The organism is Microbacterium memoriense, assembly GCF_025398275.1.
Taxonomy (GTDB): domain Bacteria; phylum Actinomycetota; class Actinomycetes; order Actinomycetales; family Microbacteriaceae; genus Microbacterium; species Microbacterium memoriense.
Map to the genome: position 1 here is coordinate 121469 of NZ_JAODOR010000009.1, position 23854 is coordinate 145322.

The 23854-nt window shown below is 69.9% G+C and carries 22 protein-coding genes; 11 read left to right on the forward strand and 11 right to left on the reverse strand.

The window, feature by feature from the left end:
* Position 1: 1 nt before the first annotated feature.
* Positions 2-1048, reverse strand: a complete 1047-nt coding sequence (locus tag N4R40_RS07960; RefSeq protein ID WP_261606832.1) for a LacI family DNA-binding transcriptional regulator — start codon at positions 1046-1048, stop codon at positions 2-4.
* A 225-nt stretch (positions 1049-1273) separates the two neighbouring features.
* Complete coding sequence (locus N4R40_RS07965; RefSeq protein WP_261606833.1) at positions 1274-1705, reverse strand: DUF1761 domain-containing protein; 432 nt, start codon at positions 1703-1705, stop codon at positions 1274-1276.
* Positions 1706-1747: 42 nt separating this feature from the next.
* On the opposite strand from N4R40_RS07965, the gene N4R40_RS07970 reads away from it, so the two are divergent.
* Positions 1748-2665 (forward strand): 2-hydroxyacid dehydrogenase, encoded by a 918-nt coding sequence (locus tag N4R40_RS07970; protein ID WP_261606834.1) that lies wholly within the window; start codon positions 1748-1750, stop codon positions 2663-2665.
* Here the strand turns inward: N4R40_RS07970 and N4R40_RS07975 are convergent.
* Entirely contained in the window at positions 2617-3237 is a 621-nt protein-coding gene (locus tag N4R40_RS07975; RefSeq protein WP_261606835.1) for a nucleotidyltransferase family protein, read from the reverse strand. The two genes, N4R40_RS07970 and N4R40_RS07975, sit on opposite strands and share 49 nt — an antisense overlap.
* A complete protein-coding gene (locus N4R40_RS07980; RefSeq protein WP_261606836.1) occupies positions 3234-4262 on the reverse strand; it encodes an XdhC family protein in 1029 nt (342 codons plus the stop codon). The genes N4R40_RS07975 and N4R40_RS07980 overlap by 4 nt, the downstream gene beginning before the upstream one ends.
* Positions 4263-4384: 122 nt before the next feature.
* Between N4R40_RS07980 and N4R40_RS07985 the strand changes: the two genes are divergently transcribed.
* From N4R40_RS07985 to N4R40_RS08010, 6 genes are read left to right on the forward strand one after another with little or no spacing between them, the layout of a single operon-like run.
* Entirely contained in the window at positions 4385-5188 is an 804-nt protein-coding gene (locus N4R40_RS07985; RefSeq protein WP_261606837.1) for an FAD binding domain-containing protein, read from the forward strand.
* Positions 5185-7932: a molybdopterin-dependent oxidoreductase gene (locus N4R40_RS07990; RefSeq protein ID WP_261606838.1), complete on the forward strand. Its 2748-nt coding sequence runs from the start codon at positions 5185-5187 to the stop codon at positions 7930-7932. The genes N4R40_RS07985 and N4R40_RS07990 overlap by 4 nt, the downstream gene beginning before the upstream one ends.
* 44 nt (positions 7933-7976) lie before the next feature.
* Positions 7977-9074: an ABC transporter substrate-binding protein gene (locus N4R40_RS07995; RefSeq protein WP_261606839.1), complete on the forward strand. Its 1098-nt coding sequence runs from the start codon at positions 7977-7979 to the stop codon at positions 9072-9074.
* Positions 9075-9078: 4 nt separating this feature from the next.
* The gene (locus N4R40_RS08000; protein ID WP_261606840.1) at positions 9079-9900 is read left to right on the forward strand and encodes an ABC transporter ATP-binding protein; all 822 of its coding nucleotides are present in this window, start codon (positions 9079-9081) and stop codon (positions 9898-9900) included.
* A gap of 1 nt (position 9901) precedes the next feature.
* Positions 9902-10708 carry an ABC transporter permease gene (locus N4R40_RS08005; protein WP_261606841.1) on the forward strand — a complete coding sequence of 269 codons (807 nt, stop codon included), beginning with the start codon at positions 9902-9904 and terminating at the stop codon, positions 10706-10708.
* Positions 10705-11610, forward strand: coding sequence for an ABC transporter permease (locus N4R40_RS08010; protein ID WP_261606842.1), 906 nt, complete (start codon positions 10705-10707; stop codon positions 11608-11610). Before N4R40_RS08005 ends, N4R40_RS08010 begins: the two co-directional genes overlap by 4 nt.
* A 60-nt stretch (positions 11611-11670) precedes the next feature.
* On the opposite strand, the gene N4R40_RS08015 is transcribed toward N4R40_RS08010, so the two are convergent.
* Both N4R40_RS08015 and N4R40_RS08020 read right to left on the reverse strand, forming a co-directional pair.
* Positions 11671-12831: a carbohydrate-binding domain-containing protein gene (locus N4R40_RS08015; protein WP_261606843.1), complete on the reverse strand. Its 1161-nt coding sequence runs from the start codon at positions 12829-12831 to the stop codon at positions 11671-11673.
* Between the two features lie 105 nt (positions 12832-12936).
* Positions 12937-14301 carry an amidohydrolase family protein gene (locus N4R40_RS08020; RefSeq protein WP_261606844.1) on the reverse strand — a complete coding sequence of 455 codons (1365 nt, stop codon included), beginning with the start codon at positions 14299-14301 and terminating at the stop codon, positions 12937-12939.
* A gap of 72 nt (positions 14302-14373) precedes the next feature.
* On the opposite strand from N4R40_RS08020, the gene N4R40_RS08025 reads away from it, so the two are divergent.
* Positions 14374-14991, forward strand: a complete 618-nt coding sequence (locus N4R40_RS08025; RefSeq protein ID WP_261606845.1) for an LOG family protein — start codon at positions 14374-14376, stop codon at positions 14989-14991.
* Between the two features lie 31 nt (positions 14992-15022).
* Here N4R40_RS08025 and N4R40_RS08030 read toward each other — a convergent pair whose 3' ends face one another.
* Genes N4R40_RS08030 through allB form a run of 5 tightly spaced genes read right to left on the reverse strand, consistent with a single transcriptional unit; the run spans position 15023 to position 21552 of the window.
* A complete protein-coding gene (locus N4R40_RS08030; protein ID WP_261606846.1) occupies positions 15023-16315 on the reverse strand; it encodes an allantoate amidohydrolase in 1293 nt (430 codons plus the stop codon).
* A complete protein-coding gene (locus N4R40_RS08035) occupies positions 16315-17538 on the reverse strand; it encodes a pyridoxal-phosphate-dependent aminotransferase family protein (protein WP_261606847.1) in 1224 nt (407 codons plus the stop codon). The genes N4R40_RS08030 and N4R40_RS08035 overlap by 1 nt, the downstream gene beginning before the upstream one ends.
* Positions 17535-19109, reverse strand: a complete 1575-nt coding sequence (locus tag N4R40_RS08040) for an AtzH-like domain-containing protein (RefSeq protein WP_261606848.1) — start codon at positions 19107-19109, stop codon at positions 17535-17537. Before N4R40_RS08040 ends, N4R40_RS08035 begins: the two co-directional genes overlap by 4 nt.
* Positions 19106-20239 carry an acetamidase/formamidase family protein gene (locus N4R40_RS08045; RefSeq protein WP_261606849.1) on the reverse strand — a complete coding sequence of 378 codons (1134 nt, stop codon included), beginning with the start codon at positions 20237-20239 and terminating at the stop codon, positions 19106-19108. The genes N4R40_RS08040 and N4R40_RS08045 overlap by 4 nt, the downstream gene beginning before the upstream one ends.
* Positions 20188-21552, reverse strand: a complete 1365-nt coding sequence (gene allB / locus N4R40_RS08050) for an allantoinase AllB (protein ID WP_261606850.1) — start codon at positions 21550-21552, stop codon at positions 20188-20190. The genes N4R40_RS08045 and allB overlap by 52 nt, the downstream gene beginning before the upstream one ends.
* A gap of 120 nt (positions 21553-21672) precedes the next feature.
* Between allB and uraD the strand changes: the two genes are divergently transcribed.
* From uraD to hpxO, 3 genes are all read left to right on the forward strand, one after another.
* A complete protein-coding gene (uraD, locus tag N4R40_RS08055) occupies positions 21673-22170 on the forward strand; it encodes a 2-oxo-4-hydroxy-4-carboxy-5-ureidoimidazoline decarboxylase (protein WP_261606851.1) in 498 nt (165 codons plus the stop codon).
* A 1-nt stretch (position 22171) separates the two neighbouring features.
* Complete coding sequence (gene uraH, locus N4R40_RS08060) at positions 22172-22492, forward strand: hydroxyisourate hydrolase (RefSeq protein ID WP_261606852.1); 321 nt, start codon at positions 22172-22174, stop codon at positions 22490-22492.
* Between the two features lie 64 nt (positions 22493-22556).
* A complete protein-coding gene (hpxO, locus tag N4R40_RS08065; RefSeq protein ID WP_261606853.1) occupies positions 22557-23750 on the forward strand; it encodes an FAD-dependent urate hydroxylase HpxO in 1194 nt (397 codons plus the stop codon).
* The last annotated feature ends 104 nt before the right edge of the window (positions 23751-23854 follow it).

Consider the following 23854-nt stretch of genomic DNA (forward strand, 5'->3'; position numbering starts at 1 on the left):
GTCAGCGCGTCGTTCCGCGCGCGACGAGCCGCGACCGCGCGAGCAGATCCATCGGCGCCTGGTCGCTGCGGTCGATGCGCGCGACCAGACGTTCGAGCGCGGTGCGGGCGATCCAGTCGATGCGCGAGTCCATCGTGCTGAGCGGCGGCGTGAGGAATGCCGCTTCGTCGATGTCGTCGAAGCCGATCACCTGCACGTCCTCGGGAACCCGCACTCCCCTCTCCCGGAGAGCGGAGATCGCGCCGATCGCGAGTCCGTCGTTGAGGCACACCAGGCCGTCGAACGGGACGCCCGCGTCGATGATCGCCCGCGCCGCCCGCATGCCGGACCCGATGGTCCAGTCATACCCGGTGACACCGACCAGGCGAGGGTCGATCGCACGTCCGGCCGTGGTCGCCGCCTCGACCACACCGCGCAGGCGCATCTCGGCGTTGCCTTGCGTGGCATCCACGATCGCTCCCGGATCGAAGGGCGTGTGCGCGCCGACGACCGCGATCGTGGTCGCACCGCGCGTGTACAGATACTCCGTCGCGGTCCGCGCATCGATCACGTCGTCGCTGGCGACACGATCGGCGCGGCCGAACGTCGTGCGCGAGCCGAGACACACCAGCGGGAATGCCACATCCAGGTCGGTCTCGGTGAGCTTCTCGTGCTCGGCCATCGACAGCAGCAGTCCGTCGCTGAGCTGCGGATTGAACTGCGCGAGATAGTCTCGCGAGCCGCTCACCCCGTCGTCGGGGTAGGTCGTCACGTAGACCACGAGGTCCAGCGCGCGCGCCTCCTCGATCACCGCTTCGGCCAGCTCGGCGAGGTACGCGGCCTTGAGCGTCGGCACGGCGAGCGAGATCGCGCCGGTCCGCCCGCGCATGAGGTTGCGCGCGGCGACGTTGGCTTTGTACCCGAGCTCGTCGACGACGGCCAAGACACGCGTGCGGGTATCCGGCGCCATGCGCCCGGTGCCGTTGACCGCGTTGGATGCCGTCTTCATCGATACCCCGGCCTGACGGGCGACGGCCTCGAGGGTCACGGTGCGACGGGGCGGCGTCATGGCATGCTCGCGTGCGTCACGCTCCGACCCTATCCGCCCGCACGCGGTGGGCCCCCGCGCGCCCCTTCTCCGGCATCCCCTCGTCTCGCCTGCGCGTGCGCGGATTCGGATGGTGGCAGCGGATTCGGACCGGAAGGCGCTTTCACGGCCGGTTCTGCGGCATCCATCCGATTCTGGTGCGCGGGTGGACTCGCGCTGCCGGCTGCGGCTGCGGCTGCGGTTGCGTCAGACCGTGCCGACCGGCGGCCAGAGCCCGATGACGATCGCCATGATGAGGATCGTCGCCAACTCGAATCCGATGTTGAGAACCGTCAGCTGCGACGGGCGACCCTCGAACACGTCGTGCGTGATGAACCGTGCCGCCGTGAAGCCCGCCCACAGGGTCAGCGCCGTCACGACCGCCGATCCGAAGTACGCGCCGCCGTAGAAATGCCACGCGATCGCGACGGATCCGGCGAGCACCCACGCCGTCAAGAACGTCACGGCGAACGCCACCATCATCGGGATCACGACCGGTGCGCCCTTTTTGTCCAGGTCGATGCGCGCGAGTCGCGCCCACCGGTTCAGGAACATCACCGGTGAGTACCAGAGCGCCCCCAGCCCCATGCTCAGGACCGTCACGATCAGCACAGCCCAATAGTTGATCTCGGGAATCATCGCCGCCTCCTGCGCTGAGGCTACTCCGGGTAGCGTCGAAGGGTGACCCTTCTCGTCTCCGTGCCGCGTCCCGAACTCGCCCGTGATCTCGAACCGCTCCCCGAGGGTGTCGAGGTGATCGTCTGGCCGATGGATGCCGCACCACCGCGAGAGCACATCGATCTGGTCGTGCCGCCCTATATGGCGCTCCATCGCGCGTTGCCGCTGCTGGCCGATCTGCAGACCCGCCTCGTGCAGGGGCAGTCGATCGGATACGAGGGGATCGCGGAGATGTTGCCGACCGGCATCACGTTCGCCAACGCCGCGACGGTGCATGAGACGTCGACGGCCGAGCTTGCCGTCGCGCTCACGCTCGCCGTCCAGCGGCATCTCGACGCGTTCGCGGTGGACGGGCAATCGGGAACCTGGGCTCCCGTGTTCGCGCAGAGCCTGGCCGATCGGCGAGTGGTGCTCCTCGGCTACGGCGGCGTGGGCAAGGCCGTCGCCGCCCGCCTGGCCCCCTTCGAGGCCGAGATCGTGCCGGTGGCGTCGCGAGCGCGGGATGAGGACGGCATCCACGTGCACGGAATCGATGAACTCGCCGACCTCTTGCCCACCGCCGACATCGTGATCCTCAGCCTCCCCGGCGGTGAGTCGACCCGGCACATCATCGGCGAGGCGGAGCTCACGGCCCTCCCCGACGGCGCGCTGATCGTCAACGTGGGCCGCGGACCGCTGATCGACACGGACGCTCTCGTGCGCCACGCGAGCGCCCGCCGCATCCGCGCCGGGCTCGATGTCACCGATCCCGAGCCACTGCCGCAGGATCACCCGCTGTGGAACACGCCCGGCGTGCTCATCTCACCGCACGTCGGCGGCGCCTCGAGCGCGATGCACCCGCGGATCGCGGCGCTTGTGCGGCGCCAGATCGGTCACCTGCTGGCCGGCGAAGAACCAGAGAACATCGTCGTCCGCACCTGATCGACCGGACGCGGCCGGTCGACATCGCCGCCGTGCCAGAGGTCGCCGCACTCCAGGGGCACCGCGCCCTGCGCGCGCAGATAGGGCCCCGCACCGCGGTCGCCCGCCAGCCCGGCCGTCAACGCCGGCCAGTGCTGCCGCCCGATGAGCACAGGGTGCCCCGGCGCCCCCGCATAGGTCGCCTGGGACAGCGCAGCACCCGGGTCTCCCTCCCCCGCATGTGCGATCACGCGACGACACGCGGATGCCGGGAGCTCCGGCACATCGACCGGGATCACGAGCGCGGCAGCGGCATCCGTCGAGGTGGCAACCGCGAGAGCCGCGCGCACCGACGCGGACAGACCCTCGGCCCAATCGTGGACCGTGACGATCGTCACGCCGCCCGGGACGAGCGGCGTCGCATCCGCCGCGCCGGCCCCGAGTGCCACGATGATCGGGGCGCATCCCGCCGCAGACAGCGTCGAGACGGCCCTGTCGATCCATGGCCGACCCGTCTCGTCGCGCGCGAGGGCCTTGGGCCCGCCAAAGCGCGTGCCGGCGCCCGCAGCCAGGACGATGCCGCAGATGCTCACCAGGTGCACTCGACGGACGGTGACGGCGCCAGGCCGACGGCAGGGGGCGACGCCGCGTGCACGGGGCCCGATCCTTCCGACAGGCGCCCGCCGGTGGCGGCATGCCGGTCGGCGACGATCTCGGCGAGGATCGACAGCGCGGTCTCCTCGGGCGTCCGCCCGCCGAGGTCCAACCCGATCGGCGAGCGCAGACGCGCGAGCGCCGCCGTCGACACGCCCGCCTCGATCAGCCGGCACGCACGGTCTTCGTGCGTGCGTCGACTGCCCATCGCCCCGACGTAGCCGGCGGATGAGGCGAGCGCTTCGCGGAGCGCCGGCACATCGAACTTCGGGTCGTGACTGAGTACGCACACCGCCGTGCGGGAGTCCAGCTGCTGCGCGGCCAGGTAGCGGTCGGGCCAGGTGACGCTGACCTCGGCGCCGGGGAAGCGCTCCGCCGTCGCGAACACATCGCGCGGGTCGACGACATCCACCTTCATTCCTGCGGCGACGGCCAGTCGACTCAGCGCGACGGCGAACTCGACGGCCCCGACGATGATCAGTCGCGGGGGCGTCCCGACGTGCACCGTCACGGCCTCGGCGTCCGCATCGAGGCCTCCGTCGACATAGCCGCGCCCGAGGTGCGGGCCGCCCGTCACGAGAGAGAACGACGTGGGAATCGCTCGGGCGTCCCGCTCGGCGAGCAGCACCAGGTCGGCGGCGGCCGGGCCAGCGGGCGGGACGGCGCGCACGAGCACCTCGATCACTCCGCCGCACGTGAGCCCCACCGCGAACGCGTCGGCGTCGCCGTAGCCGAAGCGGTCGACGAGCGCATCTCCGGAATCGATCACCTCGAGACAGCGTTCGTACACGGCCCCCTCGACGCAGCCGCCGGACACGTTTCCGAAGACCTCACCGCCCACCGAGACGATCATGCTCGCGCCGACGTCGCGCGGTGCGCTGCCGGCCACGCCGACGACCGTCGCGACCGCGAACGGTGTTCCGGCGCGCGCCCATTCGGCGGCGACGGGCAGGATTTCACGCATGCCCTCACGGTAGGTGTCCGACGTTGCGGGGCTGTTGCCGATGCGTGAAACACGTGCGAAATGGACGTCTGTTTCACTCGTTTCACGCCGGGATCTGCCCGGTGTGCAGACCAGGAGTCGTCATGGACATCACGACGGTGCGCACGTACCGTGTCGCCCGCACGCGCGCCGACCTGACGTGTGCGCCGGGCGAGACGCTGATGGCCGGGGGCACGTGGCTCATGAGCGAGCCGCAGCCCGAGACGACCGCCTTCGTCGACCTGACCGGCATGGATTGGCCCGACCTCGAGGAGACCGCGGAGGGCCTGCGGATCGCGGCGACCTGCACGATCGCGACGCTGGTCGCCTGGGCGCAGCACGCGCCGCCCGACTGGCGGGCGGCCTCGCTCGTCCCCGATGCGGCGAATGCCCTGCTGGCCTCATTCAAGATCTGGAACACCGCGACCGTCGGCGGCAACATCTGCCGTGCGTTCGCCGCCGCCGCGATGGTCTCGCTCTGTGTCGCGCTCGACGCCGAAGCGGAGATCTGGCGCCCAGGCGGCGACGTACGGATGCCGGTGAGCGAGCTCATCACCGGCAACGGCACGACGTCCCTCGCCGCCGGTGACGTGCTGCGCGCCGTGTTCCTCCCCGCGGCGGCACTGCGCTCGCGGGCGTCGCTGCACAAGATCGCTCTGGCCGAGCTCGGCCGCTCCGGCGCGGTCGTCACGGGCCGCGTCGACGACTCCGGCGCGAGCGTCTTCACCGTCACCGCCGCGACGCTCACCCCGACGGTGCTGCGGTTTGCCGAGTTGCCCTCTGCCGACGAGTTGGCCGATGCGGTCTTGTCCGCGGACGGCTATTACACCGATCCCCTCGGCTCGGCCGATTGGCGGCGTGCCGTCAGCGGCGTGCTGGCCGAACGCATCCGGACGGAGCTGTCATGAGATTCACGGTCGACGGAGCACCCGTGCAGGCCGACCCTCGTCCGGGTCAGTGCCTGCGGACGCTCCTGCGTGAAAACGGGCGCACGGAGGTCAAGAAGGGGTGCGATGCCGGGGACTGCGGCGCGTGCTCGGTGCTGCTCGACGGCGCGCCCGTCCACTCCTGCCTGATTCCGGCCGTGCGTGTCGAGGGTCGCGAAGTCACGACGGCTGCGGGCCTCGCGCCCGGAGATGACCTGCATCCTGTGCAGGAGGCACTCGCTTCGGGCTTCGGTTTCCAGTGCGGGTTCTGCACCCCGGGGATGAGCGTGACGGCATCCACACTGTGCGCGTCAGATCTCGACGACCTCGATCGGCGGATGAAGGGCAACCTCTGCCGGTGCACGGGCTACCGCCCGATCCGCGAGGCGATCCTGGGTGCGGTCCGCGAGACGGGACCCGCCCCCGCGGCCGAGGCCGAGACGGTCGGGCACTCCGTACGGCCCGAAGCGGCGGGACGCATCGTGCAGGGTCGCGAGCCGTTCACGTTCGACCTGCCGCCCGATCATCCGGCGGCCGCGGCGCTCGTGCTGCGGGTCGTCACGAGTCCACACGCGCACGCGAACATCGTTCACATCGATACGACCGAGGCCCGCGCCGTGCCGGGCGTCGTGGCGATCTTCACGCACGACGACGTTCCGCAGCGCCGCTATTCGTCGGGGCGGCACGAACACCGCACGGACGATCCGGACGACACCATGATGCTCGACACGGTCGTCCGGCACGTGGGTCAGCGCGTTGCGGCCATCATTGCCGAGACGGCCGAAGCCGCCGACGCGGCCCGCCGACTCGTTCGGGTGGAGTACGACGTGCTTCCGGCCGTCTTCGACCCCGATGAAGCACGTCAGCCCGGCGCGCCGCTGCTGCACCCCGACCGCACGCCGGAGGACCGGGTCGATCAGGCGCACCGCAATGTCATCGCCGCCGTCCACGAACGCACGGGCGATGCAGATACCGCCCTCGCAGCGAGCGCCGTCACGGTCTCGGGCACGTGGCAGAGCGCACGGGTCACCCACGCCCAGCTCGAAACGCACGGATCGATCGGGTGGCTCGACGACGACGGCCGGCTCGTCATCCGCTCCTCGACCCAGGTGCCCTTCCTCGCGCGCGACGAGATCGCCTACCTGTTCGACCTCGACCGCGACCGCGTGCGCGTGCATGCGGCACGGCTCGGCGGCGGATTCGGGGGCAAGCAGGAGATCTTCACGGAGGATCTCGTCGCCCTCGCGGTGCTGCGCACCGGGCGGCCGGTCGCCTACGAGTTCTCCCGCACAGACGAGTTCGTGCGGGCCGCCGTCCGGCATCCGATGCGGGTGCGCGTCGATCTCGGCGCCGACGAGACCGGGCGTCTGACGGCGCTGCGCGTCGATCTCCTCAGCGACACCGGCGCGTACGGCAATCACTCGCGCGGCGTCATGTTCCATTCGCTCGCCGAGTCGACGACGCTCTACCGGGTGCCCGCACGGCGGATCGACGCGGAAGTCGTCTACACGAACAACGTGCCGTCGGGGGCGTTCCGCGGGTACGGGCTCGGCCAGGTGATCTTCGCCGTGGAATCGGCGATGGACCTGCTCGCCGAGCGCCTCGGGATCGACCCGTTCGACCTGCGCCGCATCAACGCCGTGCGCGAGGGCGATGCGCTGCATCCCGATGCCGACCCCGACGACGTCGACCTCGTCTGGGGCAGCTACGGCTTGGATCAATGCCTCGACCTCGCCCAAGACGCCCTCCGCCGCGGCAACGGGGTTCCCGCTCCCGAGGGATGGCTCGTCGGCGAAGGCATGGCGGCGTCGATGATCGCGACGATGGCCCCGTTCGGCCACATCGCGCACACGACCGCGACCCTCCGCGCCGATGGCACGTACCTGCTGCGTGCCGGGACGGCCGAATTCGGCAACGGCACGACGACCGTGCTCCGGCAGATCGCGGCGACCGACCTGTCGGCTTCTTTCGACCGGCTGGAACTATGGCATGCCGACACGGATGCCGTGGCCCACGACACCGGCGCCTTCGCCTCGGCGGGGATCACGGTGGCCGGCAAAGCACTGCACGCGGCCTGCCTCGCTCTCGCGCGCACGATGCGGGAGCGCGCGGCGAGCCTCACCGGCACGGCGGTCGGGGACGCCCGGCTCGGGCCGGACGGCGTCGAGACTCCAGCGGGCACCGTCGGCTTCGCCGCACTGACGGCCGACGGCGAGCTGACCGCCGATGGCAGCGAGCTCGGCGATCAGCGCTCCCTCGCCTTCAATGTGCACGCCGCGCGGGTCGCGATCGATCCCGAGACCGGCACGGTCCGCATTCTGCAGTCCGTGCAGTCGGCCGACGCCGGTTTCGTGATGAATCCCGCGCAGTGCCGGGGCCAGGTCGAGGGCGGCGCCGCGCAGGGCATCGGCAGCGCCCTGTACGAAGAGGTCATGGTGGGCCCGGAGGGACGTGTGGAGAACCCGGTGTTCCGCACCTACCGCGTGCCGCAGTTCGCCGACGTCCCCACGACCGAGGTCTACTTCGCCGACACGAGCGATGATCTCGGCCCGTTCGGTGCGAAGTCGATGAGCGAGTCGCCCTACAACCCGGTGGCCCCCGCAATCGGCAATGCGATCGCCCGCGCACTCGGAGCTCGTCTGTACACGCTGCCGTTCCGTCGGGACCGCGTCTGGCGCCTCGCGTCACATCTCGGAAACAGGACCGCGCAAGCTCCCGAAATGTGAACGGCCTAACGTCGCGGGTGCACCTTTACACACAGGGAGACCCGATGCACACACTTCACAGGCCCCGCCGACGCGGCGCGGCCGTTCTGGCGCTGGCGGCAACCGCCGCCCTCATGCTGTCCGCCTGCTCGTCCGACACCGCAACGCCGGCCGCGTCCACCTCCGGTGAAGCCGCCGACTTCGGGGAAGTCAGCATCCAGTACTCCTGGATCAAGAACGAAGAGTTCGCCGGCGAGTACTACGCCGAGGACAACGGCTACTACGACGAGGCCGGGTTCTCCACGGTCACCGGTGTTGCCGGGCCCGACACGGGCGTCGCCAAGCTCCTCTCCGGCAGCGTGCAGTTCGCCCTGAGCGACGCCGCCTCGATCGGCGCCGCCGTTGCCGAACAGGATGCGCCCCTGAAGATCATCGCCACCACCTTCCAGGCGAACCCCTTCACGATCCTTTCCCTCAAGGACGGCGGGAACATCGCGACGCCCGAAGACCTGATCGGCAAGAAGATCGGCGTGCAGGACTCCAACGCCTCCGTCTTCAAGGCGCTGCTGGCCGCCAACGGCATCTCCGAAGACGAGCTGACGATCGTTCCGGTCGACTTCGACCCCACTCCGCTGATGAACGGCGACGTCGACGGCTTCATGGCCTACCTGACCAATGAGGCGATCACGGTCGAGATGGCAGGCTACGAGGTCACCAACCTCGCCTATGCCGAGAACGGTCTGCCCTACGTCGCCGAGTCGTACGCGGTGACCGACCAGTACCTCGCCGAGAACCCCGAGCTGATCAAGGCGTTCCTGATCGCCGAGATCAAGGGCTGGACCGACACCTTCACGCAGCCGATCGAAGACACCATCGAGAAGGTCGTCGAGCACTACAACGCGTCGGCCGCCGCCGGTGACCTGACCTTCGGCGACCTCGACCCGGCGAAGGTTCGGGCCGGGCTCGAGGCGCAGGCAAAACTCATTTCGACCGGCGAGACCGAGGCCAACGGCCTGTTCACGATCTCCGACGATCTGAAGGAGTCGACCCTCGCGTCGCTCGCCGCTTCCGGATGGGACCTGTCGGTCGACGACCTGTTCGACACGACGATCATCGACGAGATCTACGCCGAGAACCCCGAACTGAAGAACTACCTGCCCTAACCAGATGACCGCCACACACACCCTGGATGCCGGTGTCCGCTCGGGCACCGGCATCCAGATCTCCGGAGTATCGAAGTCGTTCGCCCTGCGCGGAGGACGCTCGCTGCTCGCCCTGCAAGACACCGATCTGCACACCGAGAAGGGCTCGTTCCTGGCCCTTCTCGGCCCCTCCGGCTGCGGCAAGTCGACGATTCTGCGCATCCTCGCCGCGCTCGACCACCCGACGACCGGCACGGTCGTCGTCGACGGCGAGACCCCCGACCAGTTGCGCGCCAACAGTGAGCTGGGCATCGCGTTCCAAGATCACGCGCTGCTGCCCTGGCGCAGCATCCGCAAGAACATCGAGCTGCCGTTTGAAATCGCCGGCCGCCCCGTCGACACGGCGTACGTCGACGAGCTCATCGACCTCGTGGGTCTCCGCGAGTTCGCGAACGCGAAGCCCGCACAGTTGTCCGGCGGCATGCGTCAGCGCGCGTCGATCGCGCGGGCTCTCGTGCTGAAGCCGTCCGTCCTGCTGTTGGATGAGCCGTTCGGCGCGCTCGACGACATGACGCGCCAGAACCTCAACCTCGAACTCCTGCGCATCTGGACGGAGAAGCCCGCTACGACACTGCTGGTGACGCACGGCATCAGCGAAGCGATCTTCCTCGCCGACCGCGTCGCGGTGATGTCGCCCCGGCCCGGCCGTGTGAAGGAGATCATCGAGGTCGACCTGCCGCGCCCGCGCACGCCCGAGATGATGCGCACTCCCGAGTTCCACGCGCTCGTCGACCGTGCCTCCGAGCTGTTGTTCGGCGCGGACGGACACGCCGAAGCGGAGGCGTGAGGTGACCCGGGCCCGCATCCCGGCGTGGCTGGCCACCGTGATCGGCGCCGCAGCGCTGATTCTCGCGTGGTGGCTGTTCTCGCTCCTGGCTTTTCAGCAGCGCGAAGGGACAGCCTTCACGCCCGTTCCGTCCCCGTGGGCGGTTGTGGACTGGCTCTTCGTGCAGGGGAACATCGCCGGCGCGTGGAACGTGTTCCAGCCGACGATCACGGCCGCCGGTCTCGGCTACCTGTGGGGCAACGGGATCGCGCTCGTCCTTGCGACGTTCGTCTTGGTCTTCCCGCGCGCAGAGACGGTCATCAGCCAGATCGCCGTGGTCACCTACTGTCTGCCGATCGTGGCGGTCGGCGGCATCTCGATCGTCGTCCTCGGCGGTGCGAAGAACCCCGGTGATCCGTCGGCGACGGCGATCTTCCTCTCCGCGCTCGTGTGCGTGTTCACGACGGTCGTCGGCGCGATCCTCGGCTTCAAATCGGCCGATAGGGCTTCGCTGGACGTCGTTCGTGTCTTCGGCGGCAACGCCTGGACGCAGCTGCGCAAGGTCCGCGTCGTCGCCGCGCTTCCCGCGATCCTCAACGCGCTCCAGATCGCGGTGCCGACCGCCTTCCTCGGCGCCGTGCTCGGCGAATACCTCGGCTCGATCACGGCCGGTGTCGGGCCCACCCTCATCCGCCTGCAGGGCCAGCTCGACTCGGCGGGCGTCTGGTCGGTGTTCCTGCTCTGCGCCGTGTTCGCCCTCGTCGCCTACGGCCTGTTCGGCCTGGTGATCACACTCGTCACCCCGTGGGTGGCAGGGAAGTCGACATGACGCCGCGGCGCCTGACGGTCTCCGCCGATACGCCCAGCGAACCGACTCAGCAGCTCATGATCGCGGCGGATGCCGCCGCTCAGGCACGACTGAAAACCGAACGACGCCGGGCATTGCGGCGAACGGTCCGCCGCTCGGTCGGCAACGCGGCGATCACTTTCCTGGTGCTCGTCGTGATCTGGCAAGTGGTCGTCAGCTTCACGGGAATCTCGCCCTATATCGCGAAGGGTCCGCTGGATGTCTGGGCGTTCCTCGTCACGGACGAGGATGCCGCCGAGCACCGGGCGCAGATGTTCCCGCTGGTCGGTCAGACCCTCGTCGACTCCTCGCTCGGCTTCGCCGTGGGCATGCTCATCGCGATCATCTTGGCCGTCGTGTTCAGCCTGTCGCGGGCCGTCGAGGCGGGGGTCATGCCGCTCGTGCTGCTCCTGCGCACGATCCCGCTCGTGTCGATCGCCCCCGTGATCATCCTGATGACGGGGCGGGGGACGACGGCCTCGGTCGCGGTGATCGGCACGATCGTCGTGCTCTTCCCGGCTTTGGCCAACGTGCTGTTCGGGCTGAGCCGGTCCAGTCAGCAGAGTCTCGACGTCGTGCACGTCTTCGGTGGTGACCGGTTCACGGCGCTCCGCAAAGTGAACATGCCCGGCGCGCTGCCCTCCGTGTTCGCTGCGGCACGCGTGTCGGTGCCGGGAGCGGTGACCGGTGCCCTCCTGGCCGAGTGGCTGTCGACGGGAACGGGGATCGGTGGATCGATCATGAAGTTCAACGCCCAGGCGCAGTTCGCTCAGCTGTGGACCTCGATCGCCCTCATCACGATCATCACGCTGCTGCTGTACAACATCGTCCAGATCGTCGAGAACATCGTGCTCACCCGAATGGGAATGACAACGCCCCGCTGAGTCACCCCGCACGAACGACGGCCCCGGAGTCCTCCGGGGCCGTCGTGTCATGTGGTGGGGTCAGGGGCGACCGCCGCCGCCACCCATCATCTGACCGGTGAGCTCGGTGACCTGCGTGCCGTTGACCGTGACGGTGCCTCCGCTGAGGGTGCCGGTGCCGTCGAAGTCGACGCCCGACTGTCCGGACTGCCCGGTGATAGCGATCGTGCCGCCCGAGATCGTGACGTCGCCGTTGCTGTCGATCGCGTCGGTGTCACCCGATCCCATGGCGATGTCAATCGTGCCGCCCGAGATCGTGATGGCGAGCCCCGAGGTCACGATGTCCGAGACCGCTGCGTTGATGCCGTCATCCGAAGCGACGATCGAGATCTCGCCTCCTTCGATGGCGATGACCGGCGCTTCGATGCCTTCGACCGACTCGGTGATGTCGATCGTGCCGCCCGTGATGCTCAGCGACTGTTCCGCCTTGATCGCGTCGTCACCCGTCGTGATCGTGAGCTGACCGCCCGAGACGGTCAGGCGCCCTTCGCCCACATCCGTGGTGTTGGTCGACTTCAGGCCGTCGCCGGCGGCATCCACCGTGATCTGGCCGCCGACCACGGTCAGCGAATCGGTGCCGCGGATGCCGTCGTCGACGCTCGTGACGGCGATCGTGCCGGACAAGATCGACAGGTCGTCCTTGCCGACGATTCCGTCGGCGAAGTTCGCGGTGACCGTCAACGCGCCGTCGCCGGTGAGGTAGAGGTCATCGGCGGAGTAGATCACGCCGTCGATCTCCTCGTCGCTGCGGGTCGTCGCGTCGGAGACGCTGTTGGTCGTGCCGGTGGCCAGCTCGATGACGGTGAGCTCGGCGTTGTCGACCTGGATGGCGGCGCCCACCGTGCTGTCGATCGTCGCGCCGTTGAGGATGATGCGGACGTTGCCGTCGGTGTTCACCGTCACCTGGCCTGACGTCGTGCCGGTGAGAACGTACGTGCCGGCTTCGGTGATGGCTAGCCCGTCGTCGGTCAGGGTGACGTCGGTCGTGGGCAGCGCGCTCCAGTCGATGTCGGCGGAGCTATCGCTCCACGTCGTCGACGACGTCGACTCGGTCGTCGCGGTCGTGCTCGAGTCCGAAGTCTGCGCGCTCGTGACGAGATCGTCGGTGGCGGTCGCGGCGCAGCCGGCGAGCAGCAAGGTGGATGCGAGGACCATCGCGGTGATTTTGGTCGGTCGGTTCATGGTCTGTGCCCTTCTCTGGCTGAGAAGAGTCGACCACCCGCATCCATGCGTTTGCTATGTGCGGTCTGTGCCTGCCCGATGCATCGTGAGCAGTGGGGACGGGCGTCAGTGCGGGTGGCCGCGGCCGACGAGTTGCGCCGGCAGTTCGTGCAGACGCGCCGATGCCTCCTCCGCGAGCGGGTTGGTCGACACCCCCCGGTCGCTGACGAGCGTGCCGCCGACGTACACCCCGACGAGGTTGCGGGGGCTCATCGCGAGGACGTACGAGCGCACGGGATGCCACAGCGGACCGACGTCCGGGTGACGGGGGTCGACCACGACGAAGTCGGCGAACTTGCCCACTTCCAGCGACCCGACGCGGTCATCGACGCCCATGATCTCGGCGCCGCCGAGCGTGTGCAGGCGCAGCATCCGCTCCGGCATCATCGACAGCGGATCCTTCGTGCGCGCCCGCTGCATGTAGATGCCCATCCGCATGTTCTGCCAGGGGTCGCTGACATCCGTGCAGGCCTGATCGTCGAGACCGACACCCACCCGCATGCCGCTGTCGATCATTTCGGGAACGAGGGCGACGCCCGAAGCGAGGCGTCCGTTCGATGCCGGCTGCCACGACATCGAGGCGCCGCCCGCGACAGCTTCGGCGATGATCTCGGGCGTTGTCTGGATGAAGTGACCGAACATCAGCCCAAGGCCGAGCGCCCCGGCGTCGCGATACAGCGCGAACTTCGACTGCTGGTGCTCGATCGCCTCGGGCGACTCGAGGAAGTGCGCCTGATTGGTCACGCCGAACCGGCGCATGGCCTCGACTTCGAGTTCGGCGGCCTCGGGATCGGGCGACCACTGCACTTGGCCCATGATCGAGGCGCCGAGCGCGTAAGCGGGGTCGAGCGTGCGCGTGTGGGCGACTTCGGCGGCGAAGCGGTCAAAGACGTCGCCGCGCGTGCCGACGGTGACATCCATGCCGGACGCATCGACGAAACGGATGCCGGCGTCGAGGCACCCGTCGGCCTGCCGCGTGTGGTACTCGATCGTCCGCAGCGGAGCGTTGCCGACGCGCTTACCGTCGACCATCGATTCCCACGCCTGTAGCGGATCGGTGAAGTTGTATGCGGTCGTCACCCCGTGCGACAGGAAATCGAGGCTGCCGTGCAGCGTCGACCAGTACATCTGCTCGGCCGTCATGTGTGCCGTCGTGCCGAGCATCGAGTCGCACCAGCCGTAGAGCGTGTCGGCGACACCGAGCCCGCGCAGCCCGGAGGTGAACAAGTGCGAGTGGCTCGAGACGAACCCCGGTGCGACGAATGCGCCCGCAACGTCGAGAGTCTCCTCGGCTGTGACGGACGGAGTCCCGGAGCCGATTGCGGCGATGCGACCGTCTTCGACCAGCATCCACCCGTCGTCGATGTAACCGGGATCATCGGTGCCCGCCGGGATGGTGATGAGTCGTGCATGAGTGACCAGGAGAGACATGTTCGAAAGGCTAACCAGCGGATGTTTCCGCCCTGTCACGGGCCGGAAACACGACGGATCTAGCGTCGATCCATGGAACGGTTCACGGTCACGGTCTTCTGCGGTTCTTCGCCCGGGTTCGATCCCGTCTACGTCGAGGCGGCCCGCGCGGTCGGTGAGGCGATCGGCCGATCCGGCATGCAGCTGGTCTACGGTGGCGGTCACGTCGGCCTCATGGGCACCGTGGCCGATGCCGCGGTGGAGGCCGGAGCCCACGTCACGGGCGTGATCCCCCGGGCCCTGCAGGCCCGGGAAGACGTCAACCACAACATCGCCGAACTGGTCCTGGTCGACACGATGCACGAGCGCAAAATGCTGATGGCCGATCGCGCCGACGCGTTCCTCGCGCTCCCCGGTGGCCCCGGGACCCTCGAGGAGCTCACCGAACAGTGGACGTGGGCGCAGCTCGCCATCCACGACAAACCGGTCGGCCTGCTCAACGTCGACGGGTACTTCGATCCGCTGCTGGCTTTCGTTGCCAACATGCGCGACCGCGGGTTCACCCACCCCCGCTACACCGACATGCTGGTTGTGGCCACCGAGCCGGGCGAAGCCCTCGCGCGGCTGCGCGACTATGTGCCGCCCACGCGCAGCGACGCTTCCCCCGGTGCCGAGATGACCGGAGCGCTCTCGCTACCCGTGCGCCCCTGACGGCGCGGCGCGGGCCTGACGGGAACGGTTCTCAGCGCGGCTCGGCGGCGAGGTGCAGGACCGACTCGGTGAGCGCACGGATGCCGTGTGCCACGTCGCCCGCACCTACCGACTCGTCGGGATGGTGGCTGATGCCCTCGGGGTTTCGGAGGAAGAGCATGCCGACGCTCGTGATCGCGCCGAGCGCCATGCCGTCGTGACCGGCGCGACTGAAGATCACGGGCGGGTCCTCGGCGCGCGCGGGAAGAGTCGCCGTGATCCCCGCGCGCACGACGTCTTGCAGGAGCGGCGCGCAGAACACCGCGGAGGCCCGGTGGATCTCGCGGGCGTGCCAGCGCAGTCCCCGGCGGCCCATGATCTCGTCGAGTTCGAGCCCGAGCGTCGTCCACACGCGATCGCGCTCTCCGTCGAACTCGCCGCGCAGATCGAGCGAGAACCGCGTTTCTCCCGGAATCACGTTGACGGCTCCGGGGAACGCCTCGAACCGCCCGACCGTGCCGATGATGTGGTGTTCGGCAGCGCAGATGCGCTCGACCGCGAGGGCCGCCTCGCTCGCTCCGAGCAGCGCGTCGTGCCGCATGTCGTAGGGCGTGCCGCCGGCGTGACGCGCCTCGCCCTCGACGACGAACTGGAAGCGGCGTGCCGATGCGATCGACGAGACGACGGCGAGGGGCTCTCCGGCGCGATCGAGCTCGGGGCCCTGCTCGATGTGCGCCTCCAGATAGCCGACCAGCTCATCGGGCCGTCGGGCGGCTTCGCCCACACGCGCCGGGTCGAGTCCGAACTCGAGAAACGCCTGCCGCAAGGTCACACCGTCGGCGTCGGTGAGGGTCCACCAGGCGTCGTTCCACGCGCCCGCGACCGCCGACGAGCCGAGCAAGGCCGTGCCGAAGCGGGTGCCCTCCTCGTCGGAGAACGCGACGACCTCGATCGCGAACGGGAGATCGATCGTCCAGCCGTCCTCGGCCGGCACGCGCAGCAGGCGCACGACCTCGAGTGCGATCAGCACCCCCACGATGCCGTCGTAACGCCCGGCATCGAGCACGGTGTCCAGGTGCGACCCGAGCAGCAGCGCCCGCGCGGCGGGGTCGCCGATGCGGCCGACCTGGTTACCGGCCGCGTCCTGCCACGTGCGCATGCCGAGTTCACGCATCCATTCGGCCGCGAGCCGGTTCACGCGGGCGTGCTCGGGGGACAAGTAGACGCGTTCGATCTGGCCGGGCGTCGCGCTGACGCGGGCGAGTTCTTCGCAGCGCGCCATGACGCGGCGAGCGGCCGCCGCCACGGCGTCGGGCGTTGCGGCCAGGAGTCGGGATGGCGCCATCACGCCGCCCCGGCGTAGACGCCCGCCGCAGCCTCGACGCCGCCGCCGACCGGAACACGAGCGCCGAAACGGCGCAGCACGGCCTCGAGCGCGACCAGCGTCGTGAGCACGGCGTCTTTGCGCGCGTTGTAGCCCATCGTGCCGATCCGCCACACCCGCCCGTGAAGCGGCCCGAATGACGTGCCGATTTCGATCCCGAAGTCTGCCAACAGGGCGGCTCGGGCGGCATCGCCGGGCACGCCGTCGGGGATTTCCACCGCGACGACGTTATTCATCTTGTGCGCGACGTCGCCGAAGACCGTCAGCCCGAGCCCGCGCACGCCCTCGAGCATCGCGCGCCCGGCGAGTGCATGCCGCGCGACGACCTCGTCGCGCCCTTCGCTGAGCAGCACGCGCGCGCACTCGCGCGCGGCGTACAGCATCGACGTGGCTTCGGTGTGGTGGTTCAGGCGTCGCGGGCCCCAGTACTCGAGGATCATCGCGAGGTCGAAATAGTTCGAGCGCACGAAGTCGGCCGACGACGTGTCGCCTGCTTCGCGGATGCCGGCTTCGATCCGCCGGCGGGCCGTGACGACCTCGACGGCCCGCGGGCTGAGGGTGATCGGCGCCGAACCGCTCGGTCCGCCGAGGCACTTCTGCAGGCCCGCGGTCGCGGCATCCAGACCCCACGCGTCGGCGTCGAACGCGTTACCGCCGAGCGAGGCGGTCGCGTCGGAGTAGAAGAGCACGCCGTGCCGGCGGCAGATGTCGCCGATGTCTTCGAGGGGCTGATTCATCGTCGTGGACGTGTCGCCCTGCACGAGCGCGAGCAGCGTCGGCTTGACGCGCACGATCGCTTCTTCGATGACGGATGCCGGGAACACCTGACCCCAGTCCGTCTCGATCGTGTGCACTTCGGCTAGGGCGCGTTCGGCGATCTCCGCCAGCAGGTGCCCGAATCGGCCGAAGACGGGGACGAGGACCCGGTCACCCGGACGCACGAGCGAGACGATCGCGGCTTCGATCGCCGCGCGGCTCGTGCCGTCGATGAGCACCGTGGCCTCGTTCGCGGTGTTCCACACGCCGCGATACAACTCCTGCGTCTCGGCCATCGCCGACGTCATGAACGGGTCGTACTGGCCGACGAGCGGCGCGCTCATGGCGCGCAGCACGCTCGGATACGCCGAGATCGGCCCCGGACCCATCAGCAGGCGGGCGGGCGGGTCGAGGGGGCCGGGGATCATGAGGACTCCGTTCTGGCTGCTCGAGCGTGCAGGGCGATCCCCTGCCGCACGAGGGCGATGTCGGTGCCGGTCCGCGACACGAGGCACACGCCGACCGGAGCCGGACCGAGCGACGAGGGGACCGTGAGAAGGGGGACGGACAGTGCGGGGAGCCCCGCGACGGCGGCCGGCGCGGTCAGGCGCAGCGTGGCTTGACGGACGGCATCGACGCGCTCGCCCTGCGCCGTGCGCAGCGGCGCCGGGCCCGGCACGGTCGGCAGCAGCAGCACCGCGTCGTGGACGAGACCCTGCAGCCGGTCGCGGAGAGGCGCGAGGGCCGCGCGCGCGGCCGCTTCGTCGTCGGCGGTGATCGCCGCCGCGGCACGGAACCGCGCGGCGGCGGCCGGGCCGACCGCTGTGGGGTGCGCCCGCAGCCAGTCGCCGTTGTTGCGCCACGCTTCCGCGCCCTGCACCGTGCGGAACGGGGTCAGATAGTCGTCGAGGTCACCGATCTGCACGCGTTCGACGGGCAGGTCGCATGCCGCCACCAGCGCCTCGAAAGCCTCGCGGGTGTTCGGCTCGACGGCGTCCAGAGCCTCGACCGGCACGACGAACCGCCACGGAAGATCCCCGGCGGATGCGCCGTACACCGACTCGGTCGACTCCGACCCGTCATAGCTCAGGCACCAGTCGGCGACGCGCTGCAGCGTGTCGCCGTCGCGGGCGAGCCACCCCACCGTGTCGAAGCTCTGCGCGAGCGGCAGCATCCCCTGCCGGGGAACGAGGTCGTGGGTCGTGCGCAGGCCCCACAGGCCCTGGTACGACGCGGGTACTCGCACGGAGCCCGCCGTGTCGGTGGCCAGGGCGATGTCGGCCTGGCCGGTCGCGACGGCCGACGCGGGGCCGCTGGACGATCCCCCGGGGAGAGCGCCGGGGAGAGCGCCGTTGGGCGGCGTGCCGTAGTGGGCGTTGTCGCCCGCGATCGAATAGGCGAACTCGTCGGTGCGGGCGATGCCGCGCAGCGACGCACCGCCGCGCAGCAGATCGGTCACCGCCGGGGCAGTCGTCGTCTCGGCACGCGCCGAGTCGAGGAAGGACGGGTTGCCCGCACCGATGCGGTAGCCCTTGATCGCGAACAGATCTTTCACCGCGACGGTGAGGCCGGAAAGCGGCCCTTCCCAGGCCCCTTGCCAGAGCGGGTCGCCGACCGCGCGCCACACCGAGCGGTCGAGCGCTTGCGCGCGCGGCGAGACGTGCGCCGCGGTGATCAGCCAGCATCCGTCGATCAGTTGCCACACCTGGGATTGCAGGCCCGTGCCGCCGCCGCGGTAGCGCGAGACCGACACGATCAGCGCGACGCCCTCGGCCAGCGGCCGGTATTCGATGCGCTCGATCGTGCGCGGCGGGACTCCACCGCGCACGCTGCGGAACGCGCTGATGACGTCGTGCCCGACGAGGAGCCCCGCCCCGTCACCGCGGAGCGTCCGCGGCCCCGACGCGAACGCCGCGTCGAGCGCATCGAGGTCGTCGGCGAGGATTGCCCGCTCGTACGCCTCGAACGCCTCGGCGAGGTCCGCCGGCATCTCGCTCATGCGGGGTCCGCCGTCTCGACGGCCGCGAAGTCCGACTCGCGGATGCGGGCGTGCACACCGCAGACGATGTCCACGACCTGGGAGATGTCGAAGTCGGTCGCCGCGGACAGGTACGCGTACGCGAGGTGTTCGTCCATGCCGTAACGGGCGATCAGCAGGTCGAGGGCGGCCCGGACGGCCAGGCGCATCGCTTCGGCGAGATCGGTGTGCAGGCCGGTCGGCACGAGGTATTCGCTCGTGCGCACGAGCGGACCGGTGACCTCGCCGAAGGCGGCGAGCGCCGCTGCGCGCGGCACGACGTCGAAGCGCAGCGTGGCGCGCAGCGAAGCTTCCAGCGCCGTGAGGGCCACTTCTCCGTCGCCTTGCGCGAAGTGCGGATCGCCGACGTAGGCCAGGGCCCCCGGCACCTGCACCGGCAGATACAAGACCGTGCGCTCGACGAGCAGATTGATGTCGATGTTGCCGCCGTGTGCGCCGGGCGGCACGGAGTGCGGGCGCTCCCCGCCGGCGACGGCGACCCCCATCGTGCCCAGGAACGGCGCGAGTGGGAAGGTGACGACCCGCTCGCCGCCTTCGACGAGCGGCAGCGTGCCCGATCCCTCCGTCACCGGAGTGAAGACCGACACATTCTCGGGTGTGCGCGGCAGAACCCCGGGGAGCGCGCCCTTGCCGTGCCGGTTGGAGATGACGCCGTAGGGCACGCGCGGCTGGAGCGAGACGACCGTGATCTTCAGGAGGTCTCCGACGGCCGCGCCCTCCACGAACACCGGGCCGGTGACAACGTGGGGGCCGTCGTGGACGGCATCACGCGGGACGGATGCCGCGATCTCGATCGCATCGGCCAGCACCGCTTCGGGGGGCACGCCGTGCGCCGTGAAGTAGCCGAGAGGATCCTGGCCCTGATCGGGGAGGATTCCCTCGTGGCTGACGGTGTCGAAGGTCACCGTCGCGCCCGCCGACACCGTGAGCACCGGGGCGTCTGTCTCGCAGGGGAGCCGGCCCCACAGCACGGTCGCCGGCGACGCGGGCACATAGTGGTCGCCGGGGATCGGCCCGACTCCGGGGTGCAGGATTTCGCTCACGGGGTTCCTCTCGACAGCAGCCGTCCGGCGGGGAGCCGACGAAACCATGGTGCTCCACCGGCGCTGCTCGCGCCCGCGTCGTACACGCGCACACCGCTCAGCCAGGTGTCGCGGATGCGGCCGCTCACGAGCCTGCCGTCGTACGCGGAGATCGGGTTGCGGTGCTGCAGGGCGTGGGCGTCGATGCGCAGCGTGTCATCGGGGCCGAAGACCGCCAGGTGCGCCGGCGCGCCGACCGTGATCTCGCCGACGTCGGTGAGACCGGCCACGCGCGCCGGTCCGGTCGTGAACAGCGGCAGCAGCGTCTCGAGTGAAATGCCGCGCGTGTGCGCCTCGGTCCACACCGCTGACAGCCCCACCTGGAGCCCGGCGATGCCGCCCCATGCCAGCCCGAAGTCGCCGTCACCCGATCGCTTGAGTTCGACGGTCGACGGCGAGTGGTCGCTGACGATCGCGTCGATCGTGCCGTCGACGATCCCCTGCCAGAGGAGGTCCTGGTTGCCCGCCTCGCGGATCGGAGGGCAGCACTTGAACTCGCTCGCTCCGTCGGGGATCTCCTCTGCCGTGATCGTGAGGTAGTGCGGGCAGGTCTCGACCGTCAGGTCGACGCCGTCCCGTTTGGCCGCGGCGATTGCCGGCAGCGCCCGCGCGTCGCTCAAGTGCAGGATGTGGGCGCGCGCGCCGTGCCGCCGCGCAGCCGCGATGACCGCGTCGATCGCCGCTTCTTCGCTTGCGGGCGGGCGGGAGGCCAGGAACGCGGCGTATCCGGGGCCGAGTGCGCCGTCGCCGGTGAGAAGGTCGGGGTCTTCGGCGTGCACGATCAGCCGCGAGCCGAGGCGCGCGACTTCCGCCATCGCCCGATCGAGCTGCTCCCGATCGAGGTGACCGAACTCGTCGACGCCGCTCGGCGCGAGAAAGCTCTTGAACCCGTAGACGCCCGCCTCGTGCACCGGTCCCAGGGCGCCGAGGTTCTCGGGCACGGCCCCGCCCCAGAAACCGACGTCGACGTGAGCGGATGCCGCCGCCGCCGCTCGCTTGATCTCCAAGGCCGCCACGGTCGTCGTCGGCGGGATGGAGTTCAGCGGCATGTCGACGATCGTCGTGACGCCTCCCGCCGCAGCCGCGAGCGTCGCGGAGCGGAAGCCCTCCCACTCGGTTCGGCCCGGTTCGTTGACATGCACATGCGAGTCGACCAGCCCCGGCAGGAGCACGGCATCTGCCGGTACCTCGATCACGTCGCGTGCTGGCCCGTCCGGCCGGCGCACATCCGCGATCCGCCCGTCGCGAACGACGACATCGGCCGGCTGGAAGAAGCCGTCGACCCACGCGCGCTCAGCGCGCACCACGATCTCGTGCGACACGGAACCGCCTCTCGGAAATCTCGGAACTCGTTCTCGACGCTAGCGACACTGCGTTTCCCGCGTGTTTCGCTGGGTCCGCTCGTTACCTCGGTGAAACCGCGTACCGCTACCGTCGGGGGCATGCAGCTCACCGAATTCAATTCCGCCGACGACGCCACCGCCGCCGAGACGGTCGCGGTGTGGGCCCGCATCCCGGCGTGGGCCGAAGCGGTCGCCGCCGCCCGGCCGTACGCGACGGTGGATGCCGTCGCGGAGCGCGCCGACACGCTCGCGCGCGCGTGGTCGCGGAGCGATCTGGATGCGGCGCTCGCCCACCATCCCCGCATCGGAGCGCGCGTGGTCGATGCCGGAGCGGAAGCCGATGCCTCCCGGCGCGAGCAGGCGGCGATGTCCACGGCATCCGACGACATCACCGCGGCGATCGCGCACGCGAACGCGGACTACGAAGAGCGGTTCGGCCGCGTCTTCCTCATCCGCGCGGCCGGGCGCTCGGCCGAGGAGATGCTCGGGGAGGCACGACGACGACTCACGAACGACGACGAGACCGAAGCGGCCGAGGCGCTCGGCCAACTGCGTGAAATCGCGCTGCTGCGCTTGCGCACGACCCTGGAGGACTGACATGACCCATGTGACAACTCACATCCTCGATGCGATGGCCGGCGCACCCGCGGTCGGCGTCGAGGTGGCGCTCACGAGCGCGGACGGTGAGGCGCTGGGGGCCGGAACGACCGACGCGGACGGGCGCCTCGCGCTCGGCCCCGACGTGCTCACGCCGGGCGACTACTCGCTGACCATCGCCACCGGGCCCTACTTCGCGGCGCGGGCGATCGAGACGTTCTACCCGCACGTCACGATCGCTTTCACGGTTGCAGACCGCCCCCACCTCCACGTGCCACTGCTGCTGAGCCCGTTCGGCTACTCGACCTACCGCGGCTCGTGAGACGAGAGGTGTCACGGCATCCGTACGAAACCTGGCGTTGACAACCGAGCCCTAGCCTGAGCGCATGAAGGTCATCATCATCGGAGCAGGTATCGGCGGCACGAGCGCAGGGATCGCGCTCGCCCGGCTGGGGCACGACGTCGTCATCTACGACCAGATGCGCGAGAACAAGCCCGTCGGGGCCGCCCTGTCACTGTGGTCGAACGGCGTCAAGGTGCTCAACTGGCTGGGACTCGCCGACGAGGTCACCCGGCTCGGCGGCGACATGGCCGACATGGTCTACCTCGACGGCTTCAGCGGCGAGACCCTGTGCGACTTCTCGCTTGCTCCGGTGACGGCCGTCTCCGGACAGAAGCCGTACCCGGTCGCCCGGGCCGACCTGCAGGCAGCGCTCATGGACCGTTTCGGTCTCGACCGCATTCGACTGAACATGCGCATGGTCGCGATCGCCGACGACGGCGAGCAGGTCACCGTCACGTTCGCCGACGGCAGCACCGACACGGCCGATCTGCTGATCGGCGCCGACGGCGCCCGGTCGCTGACCCGCGCCTACGTCCAGCCCGACGGGGCTCCCGAGATCGTGCGCGAATACTCCGGCTACACCAACTTCAACGGCCTGGTCACGGTCGACCCGGCGATCGGTCGCCCGACCGCGTGGACGACGTACGTCGCCGACGGCAAGCGCGCCGCGGTCATGCCGGTCGCCGACGACCGCTTCTACTTCTGGTTCGACGTCCCCCAGCCTGCGGGGCTCGCCTACGACCGCGCCGACGGTGCGGCGCCGCTGCGCGACGCATTCGCGGGGTGGGCACCGGGCGTGCAGGCCCTCTTGGACGGGATCGACCCGGCGACGTCGCTGAACCGCGTCGAGATCTGGGACATCACCCCGTTCGAGACGTGGACGAAAGGTGGCGTGGCGATCCTCGGCGACGCGGCGCACAACACGGCGCCCGACATCGGGCAGGGCGCCTGCTCGGCACTCGAAGACGCCTTCGCGCTGGGCATCGCGTTCGCCACGAACACAGTGAGCGTCGTGGATACCCTGAAGCGCTACGAGAAGATCCGGGTCGAGCGGGCCGGTGACCTCGTGCTGCGGGCCCGGCGGCGCGGGTACGAGACGCACGCGTTCGACCCCGAGGCCACGTCCGCTTGGTACGAGAGCCTGCGCGGCGCCGACGGTGCGGCCATCATCCGTGGCATCGTCGGCAACATCGACGGCAGCCCGGTCGAGCTCGGCGCCGGACTGCTCACCACGTGAGCCGAGCGCGCGTCGACTGAGCCAGGGAGGAGGCCGTGTCCTTCGACACCCCCGCGTCCCCCGGCGTCGCCGCGACCGGTGATCACGACCCGGTGAGCGCGCGC